Annotated in this window: 17 protein-coding genes and 2 pseudogenes; 12 read left to right on the forward strand and 7 right to left on the reverse strand. The window is 58.5% G+C overall.

Annotated elements, in window-relative coordinates; translation table 11 throughout:
• Positions 1-190: 190 nt before the first annotated feature.
• Positions 191-809, forward strand: a pseudogene (locus QEO92_RS29335) (IS21 family transposase); the annotation flags it as partial.
• Between the two features lie 62 nt (positions 810-871).
• Here QEO92_RS29335 and QEO92_RS29340 read toward each other — a convergent pair.
• Entirely contained in the window at positions 872-1,765 is an 894-nt protein-coding gene (locus tag QEO92_RS29340) for an SDR family oxidoreductase (protein WP_227705630.1), read from the reverse strand.
• 94 nt (positions 1,766-1,859) lie between these two features.
• Here QEO92_RS29340 and QEO92_RS29345 point away from each other — a divergent pair, with 94 nt between their 5' ends.
• Positions 1,860-2,690 (forward strand): helix-turn-helix transcriptional regulator, encoded by an 831-nt coding sequence (locus tag QEO92_RS29345; RefSeq protein WP_227705631.1) that lies wholly within the window; start codon positions 1,860-1,862, stop codon positions 2,688-2,690.
• 233 nt (positions 2,691-2,923) lie between these two features.
• Here QEO92_RS29345 and QEO92_RS29350 read toward each other — a convergent pair whose 3' ends face one another.
• A complete protein-coding gene (locus QEO92_RS29350) occupies positions 2,924-4,225 on the reverse strand; it encodes a PQQ-dependent sugar dehydrogenase (RefSeq protein ID WP_227705632.1) in 1,302 nt (433 codons plus the stop codon).
• Positions 4,226-4,528: 303 nt separating this feature from the next.
• Between QEO92_RS29350 and QEO92_RS29355 the strand changes: the two genes are divergently transcribed.
• A complete protein-coding gene (locus QEO92_RS29355; RefSeq protein WP_280107538.1) occupies positions 4,529-4,771 on the forward strand; it encodes a hypothetical protein in 243 nt (80 codons plus the stop codon).
• Positions 4,772-4,842: 71 nt separating this feature from the next.
• Here QEO92_RS29355 and QEO92_RS29360 read toward each other — a convergent pair whose 3' ends face one another.
• From QEO92_RS29360 to QEO92_RS29370, 3 genes are all read right to left on the reverse strand, one after another.
• Positions 4,843-5,688 carry a fumarylacetoacetate hydrolase family protein gene (locus QEO92_RS29360; protein ID WP_227705634.1) on the reverse strand — a complete coding sequence of 282 codons (846 nt, stop codon included), beginning with the start codon at positions 5,686-5,688 and terminating at the stop codon, positions 4,843-4,845.
• A 30-nt stretch (positions 5,689-5,718) separates the two neighbouring features.
• A complete protein-coding gene (locus QEO92_RS29365; RefSeq protein WP_227705635.1) occupies positions 5,719-6,462 on the reverse strand; it encodes an SDR family oxidoreductase in 744 nt (247 codons plus the stop codon).
• 88 nt (positions 6,463-6,550) lie between these two features.
• Positions 6,551-7,693 (reverse strand): mandelate racemase/muconate lactonizing enzyme family protein, encoded by a 1,143-nt coding sequence (locus QEO92_RS29370; protein WP_227705636.1) that lies wholly within the window; start codon positions 7,691-7,693, stop codon positions 6,551-6,553.
• A gap of 63 nt (positions 7,694-7,756) precedes the next feature.
• Here QEO92_RS29370 and QEO92_RS29375 point away from each other — a divergent pair, with 63 nt between their 5' ends.
• The 5 genes from QEO92_RS29375 (at position 7,757) to QEO92_RS29395 (ending at position 12,736) form a co-directional block, all read left to right on the forward strand.
• Positions 7,757-8,455 carry a GntR family transcriptional regulator gene (locus QEO92_RS29375; protein ID WP_227705637.1) on the forward strand — a complete coding sequence of 233 codons (699 nt, stop codon included), beginning with the start codon at positions 7,757-7,759 and terminating at the stop codon, positions 8,453-8,455.
• Positions 8,456-8,566: 111 nt separating this feature from the next.
• A complete protein-coding gene (locus tag QEO92_RS29380; RefSeq protein ID WP_227705638.1) occupies positions 8,567-9,805 on the forward strand; it encodes an ABC transporter substrate-binding protein in 1,239 nt (412 codons plus the stop codon).
• A 72-nt stretch (positions 9,806-9,877) separates the two neighbouring features.
• Positions 9,878-10,795: a carbohydrate ABC transporter permease gene (locus tag QEO92_RS29385; RefSeq protein ID WP_227705639.1), complete on the forward strand. Its 918-nt coding sequence runs from the start codon at positions 9,878-9,880 to the stop codon at positions 10,793-10,795.
• 6 nt (positions 10,796-10,801) lie between these two features.
• Positions 10,802-11,647: a carbohydrate ABC transporter permease gene (locus QEO92_RS29390; RefSeq protein WP_227705640.1), complete on the forward strand. Its 846-nt coding sequence runs from the start codon at positions 10,802-10,804 to the stop codon at positions 11,645-11,647.
• A gap of 15 nt (positions 11,648-11,662) precedes the next feature.
• Positions 11,663-12,736: an ABC transporter ATP-binding protein gene (locus QEO92_RS29395; RefSeq protein ID WP_227705641.1), complete on the forward strand. Its 1,074-nt coding sequence runs from the start codon at positions 11,663-11,665 to the stop codon at positions 12,734-12,736.
• A 261-nt stretch (positions 12,737-12,997) separates the two neighbouring features.
• Here QEO92_RS29395 and QEO92_RS29400 read toward each other — a convergent pair.
• Positions 12,998-13,336, reverse strand: a pseudogene (locus QEO92_RS29400) (S1/P1 nuclease); the annotation flags it as partial.
• A gap of 370 nt (positions 13,337-13,706) precedes the next feature.
• Between QEO92_RS29400 and QEO92_RS29405 the strand changes: the two are divergent.
• Positions 13,707-13,937 carry a hypothetical protein gene (locus QEO92_RS29405; protein WP_320443066.1) on the forward strand — a complete coding sequence of 77 codons (231 nt, stop codon included), beginning with the start codon at positions 13,707-13,709 and terminating at the stop codon, positions 13,935-13,937.
• Here QEO92_RS29405 and QEO92_RS29410 read toward each other — a convergent pair.
• Positions 13,930-14,862 carry a LysR substrate-binding domain-containing protein gene (locus tag QEO92_RS29410; RefSeq protein WP_227705642.1) on the reverse strand — a complete coding sequence of 311 codons (933 nt, stop codon included), beginning with the start codon at positions 14,860-14,862 and terminating at the stop codon, positions 13,930-13,932. The two genes, QEO92_RS29405 and QEO92_RS29410, sit on opposite strands and share 8 nt — an antisense overlap.
• 202 nt (positions 14,863-15,064) lie before the next feature.
• Here QEO92_RS29410 and QEO92_RS29415 point away from each other — a divergent pair, with 202 nt between their 5' ends.
• The 3 genes from QEO92_RS29415 to QEO92_RS29425 all read left to right on the forward strand — a co-directional run bounded on the left by QEO92_RS29415 (position 15,065) and on the right by QEO92_RS29425 (position 18,384).
• The gene (locus tag QEO92_RS29415) at positions 15,065-15,775 is read left to right on the forward strand and encodes an isochorismatase family protein (protein ID WP_227705643.1); all 711 of its coding nucleotides are present in this window, start codon (positions 15,065-15,067) and stop codon (positions 15,773-15,775) included.
• A gap of 103 nt (positions 15,776-15,878) precedes the next feature.
• Positions 15,879-17,417: an ABC transporter substrate-binding protein gene (locus QEO92_RS29420; RefSeq protein WP_227705644.1), complete on the forward strand. Its 1,539-nt coding sequence runs from the start codon at positions 15,879-15,881 to the stop codon at positions 17,415-17,417.
• Between the two features lie 19 nt (positions 17,418-17,436).
• Positions 17,437-18,384 carry an ABC transporter permease gene (locus QEO92_RS29425; RefSeq protein WP_227705645.1) on the forward strand — a complete coding sequence of 316 codons (948 nt, stop codon included), beginning with the start codon at positions 17,437-17,439 and terminating at the stop codon, positions 18,382-18,384.
• Position 18,385 lies beyond the last annotated feature (1 nt).

Genomic DNA, 18,385 nt, shown 5'->3' on the forward strand with positions numbered 1-18,385 from the left:
TTCTATGGGATCGTTTCCGGCGATATTTGTTTTGTGAATGACAACATCCTCGGTGAATGGCGGGGGGCGTGCGGCCGTCTGGCTGCTGAGTTTCGGCAGTCAGGCGGCTTCGGCATTTCGCATTCAAACAATCGCAGGAATCGTCGGTTGCGAGCCCCCTGAAACGCCTTGGCGCCGGGCACATCGATAGTCCCGGAAGGAGGTGTTCGAGATGGTACACGCCTTGAGCAAAGAAGGCCTGACCTGCTCGGGAATTGCGCGTCGCACGGGATATGGCCGCCGCAGCATCGCAAAATGGCTGACGTTCGAAACCCCACCCGACCGACGCAGGGGTGCGCTACAGCCGACATCTCCTCTATACTTCGAAGCCTTTCTCACCCAGTGTTGGAAGGACGGCAACCGTCGTGGGCGGCATCTGTTTCATGACATCAAGCACCGCGGATACACCGGCAGCTTTTCCAATCTTGAACGCCTCCTGGCAACCTGGCAACCTGGCGCCGCGCCGAGAGGCCGGAAACAGATAAGGATAAGGATGATACGGCGCCGGCTCGGATCGGACTCGCCGACAGAACATATGACAATGCGCCTGTGCGTGATCCGTAAACCGGTCATTGGATCTCACCGGTTGTCGCCACTACTCTCTGCATCAAGTCGCGCGGCGCGCTGACCATCAATCAAGCACGGAAGTAGATGCCCTCAAAAAGGAATCACAGACGTTTGCTGTTTTGCGCAGCTTCTCCATGCGATTTCGCGGAATATTTCATGGCCGAACTTCGGCGAAACTCGAAGAATGGATCGAGGATGCCATTCGAGGTGCCGATAGTATCCCGGCGGAGCTGCCTTTTTGCAGGGCGAGATGTGAGGCTCAGACCTACGTCGCCGAATAGTTCATGTCTCTCAGGTCGTCGAGCAAGCCGGGCCCCTCCGGCGCCCAACCCAGCTTCTTCCGCGTCAGTGTGCTCGAAGCCGTGATGTCCGCCGAAGCGAACATGGCGAACCAGCCGAAATGGGCTTCCGCCTCTTCTTTCGCAAGCGAGACAGTGGACAGCCCGAGCCCGGTGGCGACGACATTGGCGATATCGCACACGGCAACCCCTTCTTCCGCTACCGCATTGTAGCGGGCGCCAGGTTCGCCGCGAAGGAGTGCCAGAACGTAAAGCTTTGCCACATCGCTCACGTGACCTGCGGCCCAGCGGTTGGCGCCATGGTCGACATAGGCGACGACGCCCTTCTCGCGCGCCATTTCGATATAGGGCGAGATCAGACCTTGTTTGACAGTGTCGTGCACCTGCGGAAGCCGAACGACGCCCAGGTTGACGCCGGCTTCGAGCTGTTCCTGGCCAGCCAGTTCCGAGGCTATGCGTGGATTGACATGATGATCGTCGAACACATCCTCGCGTGCGGGTTCGCCATTGCCCGGGTCGCCGATGCCGACGCCCGAAGTGATGAGCAGCGGCCGGTCCGATCCCTTCAGGACGACCCCGAGCGCGGCAATGACGCGGCGATCCTTTTCGCAATTGGCCACGAAATTCGTAAAGTCATGGTCGAACGCCGTATGAATGACGGCGTCGGCATTCTCGGCTCCTTTCGCCAGGGCCGGAGGATCTTCCAATGTCCCGAGATAAGCGGATGCGCCGGCACTCATCAGTTCTTTCGCTCCAAGGCCGGAACGGGTGAGGCCGATCACCTCATGGCCTGAGGCCGCGAGTTCGCGAAGGATACGGGATCCTATGAACCCGGTGGCACCTGTTAGAAAAACACGCATGGGAATCTCCTGCATTGACGTATCAGGCGATCTCATGAAAAATTGTCCTGTTAAAGTAGTGACTTTATCCTAGTATAATAATCAATAGGATCGCATGAGCGAGAACACATCCGAAAATGCTCTTGGCACATTCCTGCGCGACCGGCGCATGCGCCTCGATCCAGCTACATTCGGCTTCCCCGCCGGACGCCGGCGTACGCCAGGCCTGCGCCGCGAAGAAGTCGCCCAGCGCGCCAATATAAGCTCGACCTGGTATACTTGGCTGGAGCAGGGGCGGGGCGGGTCACCGTCCGCCCATGTGCTCGATCGCATTGCAAAGGGACTGATGCTGACCGAGCCCGAGCGTGATCATCTGCATATTCTCGCCTTCGGCCATCCTCCGGAGCCGCGTTACCACCAGCGAGAAAGCATCACGCCGCGGCTGCAACACGTGCTGGACGCCATGCCCTTCAGTCCTGCCATCATCAGGACGGCGACATGGGATGTGGTGGCGTGGAACAAGGCTGCGACCGTAATTCTGACGGACTACGCCAAGCTGCCGAAGGAGCGGCGCAACATCCTTCGCATGATGTTCTCCGACGAACGCGTACGTGCTGCGCAGGACGATTGGCGCAACATCGCCCGTTACGTCGTTGGCGCATTCCGGGCCGATGCCGCGCGTGCCGGCGCAGGGGTGGAAATCCGCCAGTTGGTCGATGAACTCTCCGCTGGCAGCCCGGAATTCAGGGCGATGTGGGCCGACAACGAGATCACAGGCACGCGCGAAGGCATCAAGCGCCTTCACCACCCTGTTCTTGGAGTGATCGAGTTGGAGTTCTCGACCTTCGCGGTCGAAGGCCGGTCCGACCTCAACATGATGGTCTACAGTCCGGCAAACCCAGAGGTGATGGAGCAATTTCGCTCGCTGATTGCCAGGGCTCGCTGAGCCTACGATGACGAGATTAGTCGCACGAAAGAAGGTGCGGAATTCATAATGTGGGATGCGGTCGGCCATGAAGCTAACAGCCGCCTCTTCCGGCTGATGCACAGCCGCGACGTGCTTAGCAGCAATTCGTGAGAGGAATTCGACGGTGTCGAAGAATCCGTGGCGCCCGGCAGCTTTATCGGTCTGCCAGCTCAACAGCCGCCATTCCACGGAAACATCGGGGCGTCCCGTTTTCAGGCGCCGGTGACACGCCAGATGACGTCGCCCACATCGTCTGCCATCAATACGGCGCCGTCAGCCGCCAGCGCCACCCCGACCGGTCGGCCATAGGAATAGTTCTCGTCCGCCGACAGGAAATCAGTGAGAATTTCGCGCGGCAGTCCCACAGGTTTGCCTTTCTCGAAAGCGACGAACGCCAGCTTATAGCCCGAGAGCTTGGAGCGGTTCCACGACCCGTGCTGACCGATGGCCATGCCCGCAGGAAAGCCCGGCAGCGTCCCTTCGGGCAGCCAGCAAAGGCCGAGTGATGCCGTGTGGCCGCCCAAGGCATAATCCGGCTGCAGCGCAGAGGCCACCTTGGCGTCGTCCTGCGGCACACGATCATCCACCACCCGGTTCCAGTAGCAATAGGGCCAGCCATAAAACCCGCCATCGCGTACCGACGTCAGATAGTCGGGCGGCGTCTCATCGCCAAGCCCGTCACGCTCATTGACAACCGTCCAAAGCATTCCACTCTCGGGTTCCCAAGCCATGCCCACAGGATTGCGCAAGCCACTGGCAAAAATCCGGGATTGCCCCGATTTCAGGTCGTATTCGTGAATGCAGGCGCGGTTTTCTTCCGCGGCCATGCCTGCGTCGCCGATATTGCTCAGTGACCCGACAGCCACGTAAAGCTTGGTGCCATCCTTGCTGGCAATCAGATTACGCGTCCAATGTCCGCCAGGCACCAGATCCATCAGTTTTTTGGCCGGCTTGCTGATTCTCGTCGCGCCTGCCTCATAGGGATAGGCCAAAAGCGCGTCGCTGGTGCCGACAAAAAGCGTCTCCCCGACAAGGGCGATGCCGAAAGGCTGCCGCACGTTCTCGATGTAGGCGTAACGTTCTTCGGCCACTCCGTCGCCGTCGGTATCACGCAGCAGCGTTACGCGGTTGGGGCTGTCGCCGGAAGCGCCGGCCCGCCGCATCGTGGCTGACATGGCATGGTCGAACAAAGTGCGCGGATTTCCACGTTCGCCCATGGATTCCGCCACCAGCACATCGCCGTTGGGCAGCACATGCACATTGCGTGGATGCACCAGCCCCCGCGCAAAAGCATTGACCTTAAGCCCGGCGGCCGTTGTCGGTTTGTGCTCGCCCTCCCAGCCCTTGGCCGTCGGCATCTTCAACGTCGGTATCTTACCCTGCGGTTTGGCCACCGGAATGACTGGCGTCGTGCCATAAACAGGTTGCCTCGGGCCATCACCCGAATGACGAATGGCAATAGCGCCTCGGCCGACAAAGGCCACAAAGCGGGCGAAGAGAGAAGGATCGGCCATCGGTCGCCTCCGAAATAGTGAGGAAAAGTCAGGAGAGGCCCAGACGCTAAAGCGTTTGCGCGGCCAACACTAGAGGGCTGTGCGAAAATTTTAAAGGGAGGGAAAGTGTTCGGGCAAATCTGGACGACCGATGGTCGATCCTCGCATCGTCGATCTCGAGTGGGGTCTGTCGTACCTTTGTCTTCGGTGTGCCGGGACCGTTTCCCTCAGTGCGTTCTGTCCGCTGTGTGCGAAGCTTCTTTCTGGGATCGAGAGCGCGAATGAACTCCGCAACAGGCCCGTCGTCCCGCCGGCAGCAAAGGCATGGTCGATGAAGGGCAGTTCCTCCTCGATCAACCGGCTGACGATCGAGGTTCGCTTTTCTGGCGGCGCGAACAATCCAGCCTGCGCACGGGTGCGTTTGATGACCGTCTTGCTCTGCAGATAGCCGATGCCTTCCCGGATGAGGATGGTGGCGATAGCGTTGGCGGCACGCTCGATCGAATTCATGGTGGTTTACCAAATGATTTTCGGGAGGCAGATGCCCCCGCCCATAGAAAATGTTGATTGCGTCGCTCATATCCGCCTCAAATTCTTGACACCTTTTAGCTATCTGGCCGCCGAAGCCCGACAGGCTTTCAGGCTGCGTCAACGGTGAACTGCGTCTGTTCGCCCAGACCTTCGATGCCGAGTCTAATTGTCTGGCCGGCACTTAAGAACAGTGGCGGTTTCATTCCGAGGCCGACGCCGGGAGGTGTGCCCGTGGAGATGATGTCGCCCGGTTGCAGGCTCATGAATTGCGAGATGTAGTGGACGAGAAAGGCGACGCCGAAGATCATCGTTGTGGTGGAACCGTTCTGGCGCATCACGCCATCGACCGAAAGCCACATCTTCAGGTTCTGGGGATCGGTGATCTCGTCGCGCGTGACCATCCAGGGTCCGATCGGCCCAAAGCTGTCGGCCGATTTGCCCTTGGTCCACTGGCCCCCGTGTTCGGCCTGGAATTCGCGCTCCGACACATCGTTGATCAGACAATAACCCGCAACATGTTGCATGGCGTTGGCTTCCGAAACGTAGCGGGCTTCGTCGCCAATCACGATGCCGAGTTCGACTTCCCAGTCCGTCTTCCTCGACTTTCGCGGAATGATGATACCGTCATTCGGACCTGTGATGGCACTGGTTGCCTTGATGAACAGGATCGGCTCTTCAGGGATTGCAGCGCCCGTTTCGGCAGCATGGTCGGCATAGTTCAGGCCGACGCAGATGAACTTGCCTGTGCGCGAAACACAGGGCCCCAGACGGCCGGGTTCGGCGACGAGCGGCAGGCTCTCGACGTCGATCGCCGCGATCTTCGCCAGACCCGCCGCCGTCAGGTTGTTGCCGGCGATGTCGTCGATTTGACCGCTCAGATCCCGCACCTTGCCATTCCTGTCGAGGATGCCCGGTTTTTCGGAGCCGCGCTGGCCGTATCTCAAAAGCTTCATGTCGATTGTCCACTTGTCTTGGGATTGTCTTCAGGCGTTTGCCCAGCCGCCGTCGATGACGATGGCGTTGCCGGTCATGAAGGCAGATTCATCGCTGGCAAGATAAACCACGAGTTCAGCGACTTCTTCGGGCGTGCCGAGTCGTCCCATGGGTTGGCGGGCGACGAAGCTCGCGCGTGCCTGATCGTAATCGCCAAGCGCACGCATGCGATCTTGCAACGACGGACTTTCGATCGTGCCGGGGCATATTGCGTTGGCGCGGATGCCCTTGCCGACATAGTCAAGCGCTACCGATTTCGTCAGGCCGATGACCGCCGCTTTTGTCGTTCCGTAGATAAACCGGTTCGGAGCGGCGATGACGGTTGAGGCAACCGACGCCATGTTGACGATAGACCCGCCGCCGCGTTCGATCATGCCGGGCAGAAAAGCCCTGATCATCCGGTACATGGCACGGATATTCAAATTGACGGAGAAGTCGAAAGCCTCCTCGTCGCAGTCGAGAATAGCGCCGTTATGGACGAAGCCCGCGCAGTTGAAGAGGACGTCCGGAGCTTCGATTTGCCCGGAAAATTCATTGATTTGCGCTGGGCTCAGCACATCGAGCCTGCGCGTCGTGATGCCATCATGGCCGCCGAGCGTCTCAAGATTTTGCGGATCCATATCGGTTGCCCATACACGGGCGCCTTCCCGCACGAAGGCGAGTGCCGCGGCACGCCCCATCCCCTGTCCGGCGGCCGTGACGACAGCCGTCTTTCCTTCAAGTCTGCCAGTCATGTTATCTCCCATGCTGCGGGGATCCGCCGCATTGTTCACGGCCCGGCCCCGCCGCCCCAAAGTTGTGACACTTCCTGCGAGATGATGTTCAGGGCAGGAGAGGCAGTCGATCATTCTTCGGCGCGGACCCGAGTTGCGATCGTTCAAGGCGCTTGGGCCGCGCCCACTGACGCCTCGCCTCTTCTGAAAGCACGAGACCGTGACCGGGGCGGTTGGGCGCATAGGCGTAACCGTCGCGAATTTCGATCGGTGTCTCTACGAGATGATCGAAATTCTGGAACGAATACTCCAGCCATTCGACTTCCGGCATTGCCGCTGCCATGTGCACGCCGATCTCCAGGAAGGTGTTCCCCAGACTAACCGGAATGCCCAGTTCGGCAGCCAGCCAACCGATGCGCATGACGTCGGTAACCTGTCCGTGAACGTTGAGGATATCCGTGCCGAAATTGTCCATCAGAACACGTTTTCCGGAGAGGTCGAGATATTCGCCGCTGTTGATCTGGGTCCAGTTGACGGTGTGGCGCAGCGTGCGCAGTCCCTCGAAATCGTGCCGCAAGATCGGATCCTCGACCCACAGCAGATCGTGACCCGCATCCCGGATCGCCGTCAGTTTGACAAGCGCTTCCTTGGAGTTCCATGCTTCGTTGGGGTCAATCATCACCTGCGACCCGTCCGGCACAACCTTCTTCAGAAGATCGAGGCGGCGAAGGTCACGGGAAAAATCGGGATGGCCAACCTTAATCTTGAAGGTTGAATAGCCCATGCTGGCAGCATGCGCGAACAGGGCGCAAAACGCGTCATCGCTCAGATGGAAGTCAAGGCCGCTTGCATAGGCGCGAACCCGGTCGCGCCGGCTCCCAAGAAGTCGGTGCAGGGGCATGTCTGCCTGTTTGGCGGCCAAGTCCCAAAGAGCCACCTGCAGCGCCTCGTGGAATGGCAGGGAGTAAGCGCGCTGATTACCGCCGCGCGGCCTGTTCACCCGGTGCACGAGCCCAATCGCTCTTTCCCCCTTGATCGTCGGCCAGACCTCGTTGCTGAACACGGCTTCGATCTCATCCTGGTCGGGCAGGGGGTGGAAAAGTGTCTGAATGAACCCGAGCCCCACCTCCCCACTTTCGGAAATCAGCTCCAGAGCTGCGACGTTGACATCGTCGGCGCGGACCTGGCTATCGCCGATTACGCGGTCGCGGGCGAACTGAAAACGCGTTATACGAAATGTAGAGATGGGCATCCGGAGCTCATTGATCGCTTAAATAGTTGAATTGATCTATCAGAAGGGATAGATATCGTAGCCATGAAGAAACTACAAGAGCCCCGCAATTTAAAATCCGAGGCTGCCGATATCGGCATGCCCCGTCTCAGCGACGTCGCTTACGAACGTATCCTGGAAAGCCTGTTTGAGCGGAAGGTTCCGGTCGGCGCATTCATCTCGCAGAACGAGCTTTCGGCCATCGTCGACGTTCCCGTAGCGCCGCTTCGGGATGCTTTGCGGGTGCTGGAGGCAGAAGGCATCCTGACCATTCATCCACGTTCCGGCATTCAATTCGTCCGGCCGGGGTTGGAATTGACCCGCTCCACCTACCAGTTCCGTTCGATCGTCGAGCGTGCGGCAGTTCGTGTATTTGCGGAGGAAGCAGATGAGCAGGTGATGAATTCCCTTGAAGTCCGGCATTCTCGCCTTTTACGTCGCGTAGAGCGTGACGGAATTGGGCCGGAACAATTGCTGGAGATGGATTCGCTCGAGCTGGATCTGCACGGCCATATCATTCAGGCCTTGCGCAACCCCCTTATCGACAGCGCTTATCGGCGAATGCACAACTACCTGAGGCTTCTCAGGTTGGAGCGGAAGGTCACTGCGCCCATTCTTGTCCGTACCCTAAAGGAACACCTCGACATTCTCGAAGCCTGCAGCACAAGAAACGCGGATGCAGCCGAGAAAGCCTTGCAGGCGCATTTCCAGGCGGCCATGCAGCGGAACCTCGGCCTGGTTTGAGCATCTCGGTAAATTTGGCGCACGGCGGGATGGGATATTGCCGCGAGCGGAAAATGATGTTACCTCACACTGATCGATCAGAGAAGATATCTGATATCTTGAGAGGTTGCAATGCATCTGAGCAAACGTGAATTCCTGGCGGCAAGCGCCGTATTGACGCTCGCAGCGGGCTTGCGAAACGCCAACGCGGCCACCGCGATTAATTACTGGCATCATTTCGCCAGTCAGTCGGAGATGGCAGGGCTGGCAAAGATCATCCAGCTTTTTGCAGCCGCGAATCCCGATATTTCCGTGACGCAGGAGAGCATTCCAAATTCGGAATACATGGCGAAGGTTTCGTCGGCCGTGGTTGCCGGAGGTCGGCCCGATACCGGAATGGTGATTGCCGAGCGATTTGCGGATCTGACCGCAATGGGTGCGCTCATCGACCTTAGCGATCGCGTCAACAATTGGCCCGGCAAGGCCAATCTACCCGAGGGGCGCTGGGCCGGCATGTCTCAGGATGGCGCCGTCTACGCAGTCCCGGCCTATGCCTTCGTCGACTGGATGTATTACCGCAAGGACTATTTCGAGGAAGCCGGGCTCTCCGCCCCACCCGCGACATTCGAAGAGTTCCTCGTCGCCTGCCGCAAGCTGACGGACCCGTCCAAAAATCGATATGCTTTCGGGATGCGTGGCGGCGCTGGTGCATTCAAGTACGTCCTCGACGTCATGGAAGCTTTCGGCTCGCCGATCGTCAAGGACGGCCAGGCAGCGATCGACAAGCCGGCAGCCATCGAGGCCATCACCTTCTACGCCGACCTGTTCCGCAAGGAGAAGGTTGTTCCGCCCAGCGCTCCGAACGATAGCTACCGGCAGATCATGGAGGGCTTCCGGACCGGCCAGACTGCCATGATCTGGCATCATACCGGCTCGCTCATCGAAATCTCTGCTGCGCTGAAGCCCGGTGAGCAGTTCTCCACCGCGCCTATGCCTGCAGGACCCGAGGCACATATCGCCCGAGTAGCTTATGCCGGCAATGGCATCTTCAAGGACGACAATGTCGAGGCTGCGTGGAAGTGGATCAGTTTCTGGGGTGAGACCGATGCGGCAATCGCTCTTCTTGAGGCGACGGGCTATTTCCCTGCGTCGACTGCGGCGCTGAAGGACGAACGCATCACATCGAACCCTATCTATAGCGCGGCAACAGAAACGCTGGAGTTCGGGCGGCTTCCAAACAGCTTTGTGGGCGCAGCCGGTTGGTCGGAAAACGTCGTCAATCCGACATTCCAATCGGTTCTGACCGGCCAGTTGACGCCGGAACAGGCTGTGGATCGGATGATCGAAGGCCTCGAAGCAGCGCTTCGCTAACTCTCTCAGGCGCGATGCTCCCCTTGTGGTGTCGCGCCTCCAGCCGGGGACGGCGATATCGCCGAGGTTTGAATGACAGCAACCACACGCCGCAAGCCTTTCAGCCGCCTTGGCGAGGTCTCCGAGACCCGTTTTTGGGTCTATTTTCTTCTGCTGCCGAGCCTTCTTCTCCTGCTGCTTGTTGTTGCCTATCCGACGATCTACGGCTTTGTCATCAGCGCCCGAGAGATGCGCCTGACCAGGCCAGGCCTCAACGGCTGGGTAGGGATGAAACATTATGCCGCGATGATGTCGGACCGGGTGTTCTGGATTTCGTTGAAGAACACCGCGATATGGGTGAGTGCAGCCGTCGCAATCGAGATGACTCTGGGATTCATTGCAGCCGTGGCTCTCAACCGGAATCTGCCAGGCACAAAGATCTTCGGCGTGCTGATCCTGCTGCCGTATTTCCTGCCGAATGTCGTCGCTGGGCATATGTGGGCTTTGCTTCTCGACCCGCGTCTCGGCGTGATCAACGACATTCTCGTCCGTATCGGCATTCTGAACTCATACAAGGCGTGGTTCGCAGACCCGGCCACCGCTCTTGCGGCAACGATACTGGTGGAAGCATGGCACGGCTTCCCGTTCTTCGCGCTACTGTTTCTCGCCGGACTGAAAGGCATTCCTGAAGATCTATACAAGGCTGCCGCCGTCGATGGAGCAGGCTCCTTCACCAAGTTCAGACTGATCACAGTTCCGATGCTAAGGGCCGTGATCACGGCTGCGGTCATCCTTCGCGTCATCAGCCTTGTCAATTCTCCTGATCTCCTCCTGGTTCTGACTGGAGGCGGCCCCGGAAACGCCACGCAGGTCTTGTCGCTTTACGCTTTCCAGACCGCGTACCGCGATTTCAATTTCGGCTACGCAGGCGCGCTATCGGTGGTGATGTTCCTCATTCTGATGATCTTTGCCACGATCTACATTCGCCTGTCTCGCATTACGAAAGAATAACCCGCCATGTTCAAGTCTAAACGCAGCAGGCGCCTGGCAGCCGATATCCTGACCTACATCGCACTTTGCAGCCTCGGGATTTTCTGCATTGGCCCGATGGCATGGATGTTTCTGACGTCACTGAAGCCCGAGGCCGACATCGTCACCTCGCAGATGCAGTATATCCCGCGGCATGTCACATTCGAGAATTATGTCGCGATCTGGACCCAGTCGAACTTTCCCGTTTTGATCACCAACAGTCTGATTGTTACCACGATCACAGTGGCGATTTGCGTTGCTACCGGCACATTGGCCGCCTACGCCTTTGCGCGCATGGTCTTCCGCGGCCGCAACAGCCTCATGCTTGGCTACCTGCTCATCCGGATGTTTCCCGCGGTGATGATGATCATTCCGCTCTATGTGATGATGCGGACCGTCGGGCTGGTGGACAGCCGGTTCGGCCTGGCACTCGCCTATACCAGCTTCCTGCTGCCGCTGTTCGTATGGATGCTCAAGGGCTTCTTCGATGCTGCCCCCAAGGAACTGGAAAGTGCTGCCCGTATTGATGGTTCGACGCGTTTCGGCGCCATGGTTCGCATAGTTTTGCCGCTGGCGAGAAACGGTCTTGTTGCAAGTTCCGTCTTCATCGCCATCGCGGCGTGGAACGAGTTCATTTTTGCCCTGATGCTGACAACGGGGCAGGGCTCTCGCACCTGGCCAGTCGGGCTCCAGTTGATGGTTGGAGAGTTTCAACTCCCCTGGGGCGTCCTGGCAGCTGGCGGAATTCTCAGCATTCTACCGGTCATGCTTCTCTTTGCGATCGTTCAGCGGGCGATGGTCCAGGGTCTGACTGCGGGCGCTGTCAAAGGTTAAAGGAGACTATATTGCATGGCTACGCTTTCCCTCAAGAAGGTCCGCAAGTCCTACGGTGCACACAACGTTCTCCATGGCATAGACATCGAGCTGGAGGATGGCGGTTTCCTAGTGCTGCTCGGCCCGTCGGGCTGTGGCAAGTCGACATTGCTCAACATCATCGCCGGCCTTGATGATTCCTCCAGCGGCGACATTTCTATCGGCGGCCGCTCGGTGTCGGCTCTCCCGCCCAAGGACCGCAACATCGCGATGGTCTTCCAGTCCTATGCGCTGTATCCGACAATGTCGGTGGAGCGTAATATCGGCTTCGGCTTGGAAATGCGCGGTGTTGCTGTCGATAAGCGTCGCGAGGCGGTGGCTCGGGCTGCGGATATGCTGCAGGTTACGCATCTCCTTGACCGCAAACCGGCAAACCTTTCCGGCGGCCAGCGACAGCGGGTGGCCATGGGACGCGCCATCGTCCGTGACCCGGACCTGTTCCTGTTCGACGAACCGTTGTCGAACCTCGACGCGAAGCTCAGGGTGGAGATGAGGACCGAGATCAAGCGGCTCCATGAGCGGCTGGGCACGAGTATTGTCTACGTAACGCATGATCAGATCGAGGCGATGACACTCGCAACCAAGGTCGCCGTCATGAAGGGCGGCAATATTCAACAATTTGCCGATCCCCAGACGATCTATGAGCGCCCTGCAAATATGTTTGTGGCCAGTTTCATCGGGTCTCCGGCCATGAATTTTCTTGAGGGCCGTCTCGTGAAGAGCGGTTCTGGTTGGAAATTCCTGGCAGGGGGCGTGAGCCTGGATCTGGGAAGTGACTTCGCTGAGTTGAGCGAGGGTGACGTGACCCTGGGGCTGCGCCCGGAGGAACTCAAGGTGGTGGAAGGCCATGAGACCGGTGCCTTCGAAGGCATCATCGACGTCGTCGAACCTACCGGGCCGGATACGATGCTGACGACAATAATCGGGGGGCAAACGATTATTGCCCGTGTGGGGCCGCGGTTTGCTGGGAAAAGGGGAGAGCCGGTTACTTTTGCGGTCGATCCCGCGAGTGTCAATCTCTTCGATCCAAGGACTCAAATGAGGCTATAAGGATGACAGTGCAATGCGCTTTTGTAGTGATAGGCGCCGATTTCTGCATCAAAGCTATTGCGTGCGGGATGCGCCCTTGTCTTTGCGGCAGCCTACAATGATCTGGTGCGTTTCCCATAATTAATCTGTGAAACAGCACTGAAGGCTGACCCCGTACGAAAATGTAATAAGCGCCTGATTTTGCCTGCAAAATAGCAACAAGGGTGAGGTCATCGTCGGCGCCGATCGCGACCCCGCACGATCTCCACTTCTTGCAGTAAATCAAGGCTTTACGGTGGCTATAATAGAGGTCGGCCTTCGACGTTGATTCACAGTATAGGCGTCCCAGCTGAAACTATGGGCTCCGATCAGCGTCTCGTCCCGCAACTGGTAGAAACTGACATCGGCATTGCGTATTTTGCCGTCGGGACCTTTTCCCTGGAAGGTGACGGCAAGGCCGTTGCCGCCGCCGTCGCGCTCCGAGTAATGCAGCGGCTGGTGGATATCGCCGATAAGATGGACGACAAACTTCAAGGCATCGGCCCGCGCGCTCTTGCCCGCATGGTCGTCGGACAGCACCAGGATCTCGCGCTTCAGGGCTGCGGAAATGCAATCGCCTTCGGTCTGGTCGAGGGCGCAAGAACCGACCGGATCAGGTTTGGCATGTCGATATCAATGTAGTGCCAGACGCTTCGTCTTCGTGCCAGCGGGCGTGAACTTGAAATCGTCCAGAGCTGTTGCCAGGGCGCAAAAGATCCTGGCAGTTCGGTCGTATGGCAAGCCCCGTAGCCCAGCTCGCAGAGATCGGCGCAGGATGTAACGCCAACCGCTGAAGCTGAAGCAACGACCGCTCCGAAAAGGACTTCACGCGCGAAAAGACTGGCGCTGAGAAGGCCCCCGCGGCGGCAAAGTCGAAGAGCCGCGGACTGAGCGCTGAAGAAAAAAGCAGAAGACCGACCAGATAGAGGCGCAGGTTTCTGATGGCGCGACGCTGAAGGATGCGGTCAAGACCGCTGGAAGCTCCGACCAGAGATATTACGAATGGAAGAAAGCCGCCTCGCAACCAGCCGTCGCAAAACCGATCAGGCCTGCAACCGCGGATGACGAAGAATGGGCTGAGTTCATTGCGATCGAGGAAGAAAACCGCCGGCTGAGAAAGCTTCTTTCCGAGAAGCTTCGCATCGAAAACGCCGACCTTCGCAAACGGCTTGGTCTCAAATAATTCCGAGCCTGCATTGCCGATGAACTTCCGTGCATCCACCTGCCTTCTGGTCGAGAGAGCGTGTGTGCTCTGACAGCCAAGCTCGAAACTTCTGAATGGCTGGGCGACCAAAGCGACTGCGTGTGTAAGCTATGTGAAAATGATGCTCTGAGCCAACGACAATTGGCGAGACCGGTCGAAGTCGGCCTTGTGCAATGGCTTCGGCCACCAATTCGATTTCCGCCATGACGATTCCCAGGCCATGCTCTGCTGCAGCGTAGGACATACTGGAACTTTCGAAGGACCAGCCGTGGTCCAGCGGAACGGGAGGAATTCCCGCCGCTTCACACCAGACCTTCCAGTCGTTGTAACGTCGTAGGGTGTGGATGATCGGATAGCTCGACAATCTTTCGATGTCCACCGGACCGAACTCTGGCGCCGCCACAGGGCACAGCGCCGTCACGAACAGCGGTTCAATGATGAAATCCGAAAGTTCACTTTGTCGGGTGCTGGAGAGTACCACGGCATCACTGATATTGGCATCCAAGGAGTCCCCCGGATTGAGATAAAGAGAGGTAACGGAGATATCGGGATGTCGACGCGCTAGTTCCGGCATGCGCGGCATGAGCCAGTTGAGCGCGAACGACCGGGACAATCTCAGTACGACGGAATTGCGTCCGGTCATCGCTCTGAGGGCGGTGTGGCCTTCCTCCAGCGCTGCTATCGGCCCTCGCACTAACTCCAGATATACCCGACCGAAATCCGTCAATGACACCTGTCGGCCCACCCGCTGGAACAGCGGTGTGCCAACCTGCTGCTCCAACTGGCGAATCTGCTGGCTGACCGCCGACTGCGTCACGTTCAAGATCTCGGCAGCCTGCGAAAAGCTGCCCAGGCGCGCCGCCTCGGAGAAAGAGCGCAGAAGGTGGAGTTGGGGCACATGCATGATCCATTAGTACGCCTTATGCAAACCGGTGTGAATAGTCGTTTGACCATTTCGTGCTAAAATTATTAGCATAATATCTGCGTGATGCAAATTTAGGCAGACTTGCTGCGCACTGCAGCATTTTGGAGCAACCTCCCGAGGTTCGATGCTCGCGCCGACGCATTACGGCTGTGCCTCGACGAAAACCAAAAGGAGTTGGATCATGAAATACGGATGGGAGCCTTACCTGTCGGAGCGTGACAAGAAGCATTCTGAGCTCTGGGGAAAGAAGGAACTGAATGGCTTCGGCGAAAAGCCGGCACTGCTTCTGATCGATATCTACTACTCTGTGCTTGGGTTGAAGCGTGAAGACATTTTCGAGTCCATGAAGACCTGGCGCGGATCGACCGGTCTCGAAGGTTGGGAAGCGGTGGACAAGACCGCCGAGCTTCTCGCGGTGGCGCGGGCTGCCGGTATCCCGGTGATCCACGTCAAAGGCCTGCATTCGGGCGTGAATTCCTGGGGCCGTCGCAACCGCCCGAAGCCCACCATGCCGGAGGAAATGATAGAGAAGGGCCAGCAGATCGTCGACGAGGTGAAGCCGATTGCCGGGGAACTCGTGATCGAGAAGGCTGCACCCTCCGCATTCCAAGGCACGCCCCTGGCCTTCCAGCTACAAAGTCTCGGTATCGATACGCTGATCGTGTGCGGTGAAACTACCTCGGGCTGCGTACGGGCCTCCGTCGTTGATGGCGCCACGGCACGCTTCCGCATGGGCGTTGTCAAGGAGTGTGTCTTCGACCGCACCGAAGCCTCGCACTACATCAACCTCTACGACATGCACCACAAATATGCCGATGTGGTCAATCTGGACATGGCGAAGCAATACTTGGCCGGCTTGGCCGAAAAGACGCCGATGCTGAAGGCCAGCTGACCTCTGCTTCGTGCCTGCGCGTCAAGTCGCGCAGGCCATCCATTTCCACCGTTTGGCGCGGCCTTTTCCCAAGACAGATGCCGCGCACCGCAGGGAGACAGAGATGAAATTCCTCAGTCCATCATGGCTGTCCGCCGCTCTTATCGCCAGTGCCATGGCACTTGCCACACTATCGCTCGCCACACCGTCGAGCGCGGCAGAAGACAAGACCCTCGTCGTGCGCTTCTACGATGATCCGGCCGGCTTCGACCCCGCCAATATCTTCCGCATCGAAAACGAAAATATTGCCTTCAACATCTTCAGTGGTCTGACGACCTATGACGGCAAGACAGGCAAGATCGTTCCGGACCTCGCCGAGTCCTGGGAAACCAAGGACAACCTCACCTGGACCTTTCGGCTGCGCAAGGGTGTTCAATGGCAGAAGGGTTACGGCGAGTTCACCGCGGCCGATGTGCTCTATAGCTACAAGCGCATTCTCGATCCGGCCACGGCATCGCCCTACGTCTCGGAGTTGACCGGCATCGAAACAATGGATGCGCCTGACCCCTACACTGTCGTCATACGGCTCAAGGCCCCGAACGGAGGCTTCCTGCATACGGTGGCAAATTACCACCAGGGCCAGATCGTCAAGAAAGAGGCCATCGAAGCCGCAGGTGACCAGGTTCGCTGGAAGCCGGTTGGCACCGGTCCGTACTACCTGGACTCCATCGACGTCAGCTCGCGGATCGTGCTGAAGCGACATGATGGCTATTACAAGGGCCCGGCCCCCATCGCTACCCTGGACTTCCACATCATCAAGGATGATGCCACCGCCGCGATTGCACTGCGCAACGGCGAGATCGATCTGCTGATGCGACAGAGCAAGGAGGAACAGCTTCAGATACTCAAGGACGCCGGTTTCAAGATGAACCACGTCGACAACTATGCTTCGTCCCTGAAGGTCATGAACTTCTCCGATCCGATCCTCAAGGACGTTCGGGTCCGCCAGGCGATCGCCCATGCAATCGACTATCCTGCTATCACGGCCGCGATTGCGCCATCGCTCCAGGGGGCGGCCACCTCCATGCTGATGCCGTGGATGGATGTCTTCTCCAAGGATGCTCCCACCTACCCCTATGATCCGGAAAAGGCCAAGAAGCTTTTGGCCGAAGCGGGTTACCCTGATGGCTTCACCCTGAAAACTCTCGGTACCTCGGCGCAGGGCGTGACGGAGCAACAGCAGTTCGAGATCGACTACCTCAGCCAGGTCGGCATCAAGATGGAGCTCGAGTTGGTCGATACGCCGACCTTCAACCAGAGGCGCAACAAGGGCGAGTTCATGACGGCCAGCCGCCTTCTGCCGGCCATCAACCCGGACATGATCCTGTTCAGCTATCTGCATCCAGTCAATATCGCGCCGAAGGGCCTCAACGGCGCACGGTACAACAATCTGGAACTGACCACGACGATTGAGGCGGCGCGCGCCGAAGCTGATCCAGAGCGACGCATGGAGCTCTATGCCAAGGCGCAGAAAATCGTCATGGCGGATCTCCCCTACATTCCCGCCACATCGAGCAACGTCTTCTGGCCCAGCAAGACCAATGTTGAAGGCGTCAACATCAATTACCTGGCCCAGGTGAACTTCTGGGACGTCACCAAGTAACCTGAAGGGATTGCCGGCCATGCTGACCTACAGCTTCAAGCGCCTCGTTCAACTCCTGGTCACAGTTCTTGGCGTCGTGACCCTGGTCTTCTTCACCATGCGGCTGATCCCCGGGGATCCAATTTCAGCCATGGCCGGCGACAGCCTCTCCGGTGCCGCATTGGATCAGATGCGCAACCAGATGGGGCTGAACGATCCGCTCCTGGTTCAGTATCTCGGCTACCTGGCTCGGCTCGCCGTGCTTGATTTCGGCAGCACGGTCACCACCAAGCTGCCGATCATTGAGCTGATCGTCGGGGCGCTGCCCATCACCGTTTCCATCGCCATCGGAACCATCATTCTGACGGTCCTCATCTCAATCCCGCTGGGAACAGTTGCCGCCTATATGGCGCACAAGGGCAACCGGGTGCTGGACAATATCATCACCGGTATCGCCATGGTGCTGGACCTCATGCCGCCCTTCTGGACGTCACTGGTCTGTCTTCTCATCTTTTCCCTGACGCTCGGATGGTTTCCGGCAAGCGGTACGGTTTCCATCGATGACCCAGTTGCGCTCCTGCGCCGTGTCGCATTGCCAGTTCTCGTGCTGTCCATGGCACAAGTCGCCACCCTGGCTCGGATCACCCGCACCTCGGTACTGGAGGTTCTGAACGAGGACTATGTTCGCACGGCCCGCTCCATGGGCTGGTCGGAACTGCACGTGCTCTTTCGCCATGCTCTGAAGAACGCGGCATTGCCCATCGTCACCGTGATCGGGCTCAGCTTCGGCAATCTGTTGAACGGCACCGTCATCGTCGAGTTCATCTTCACCCTGCCGGGCATTGGCAACCTGCTCGTGGGCGGAATGAACAGCCGCGACTACCAGATGGTGCAAACCCTCATCGTCTTCTACGCCATGATCTTTGTCGTGATCAACTTCGCGACCGACCTGATCTACCGCGTGTTCGACCCCCGCGTGCAGTTCTGAC

It is taken from the genome of Neorhizobium petrolearium, from assembly GCF_029854435.1.
Lineage (GTDB): Bacteria > Pseudomonadota > Alphaproteobacteria > Rhizobiales > Rhizobiaceae > Neorhizobium > Neorhizobium petrolearium.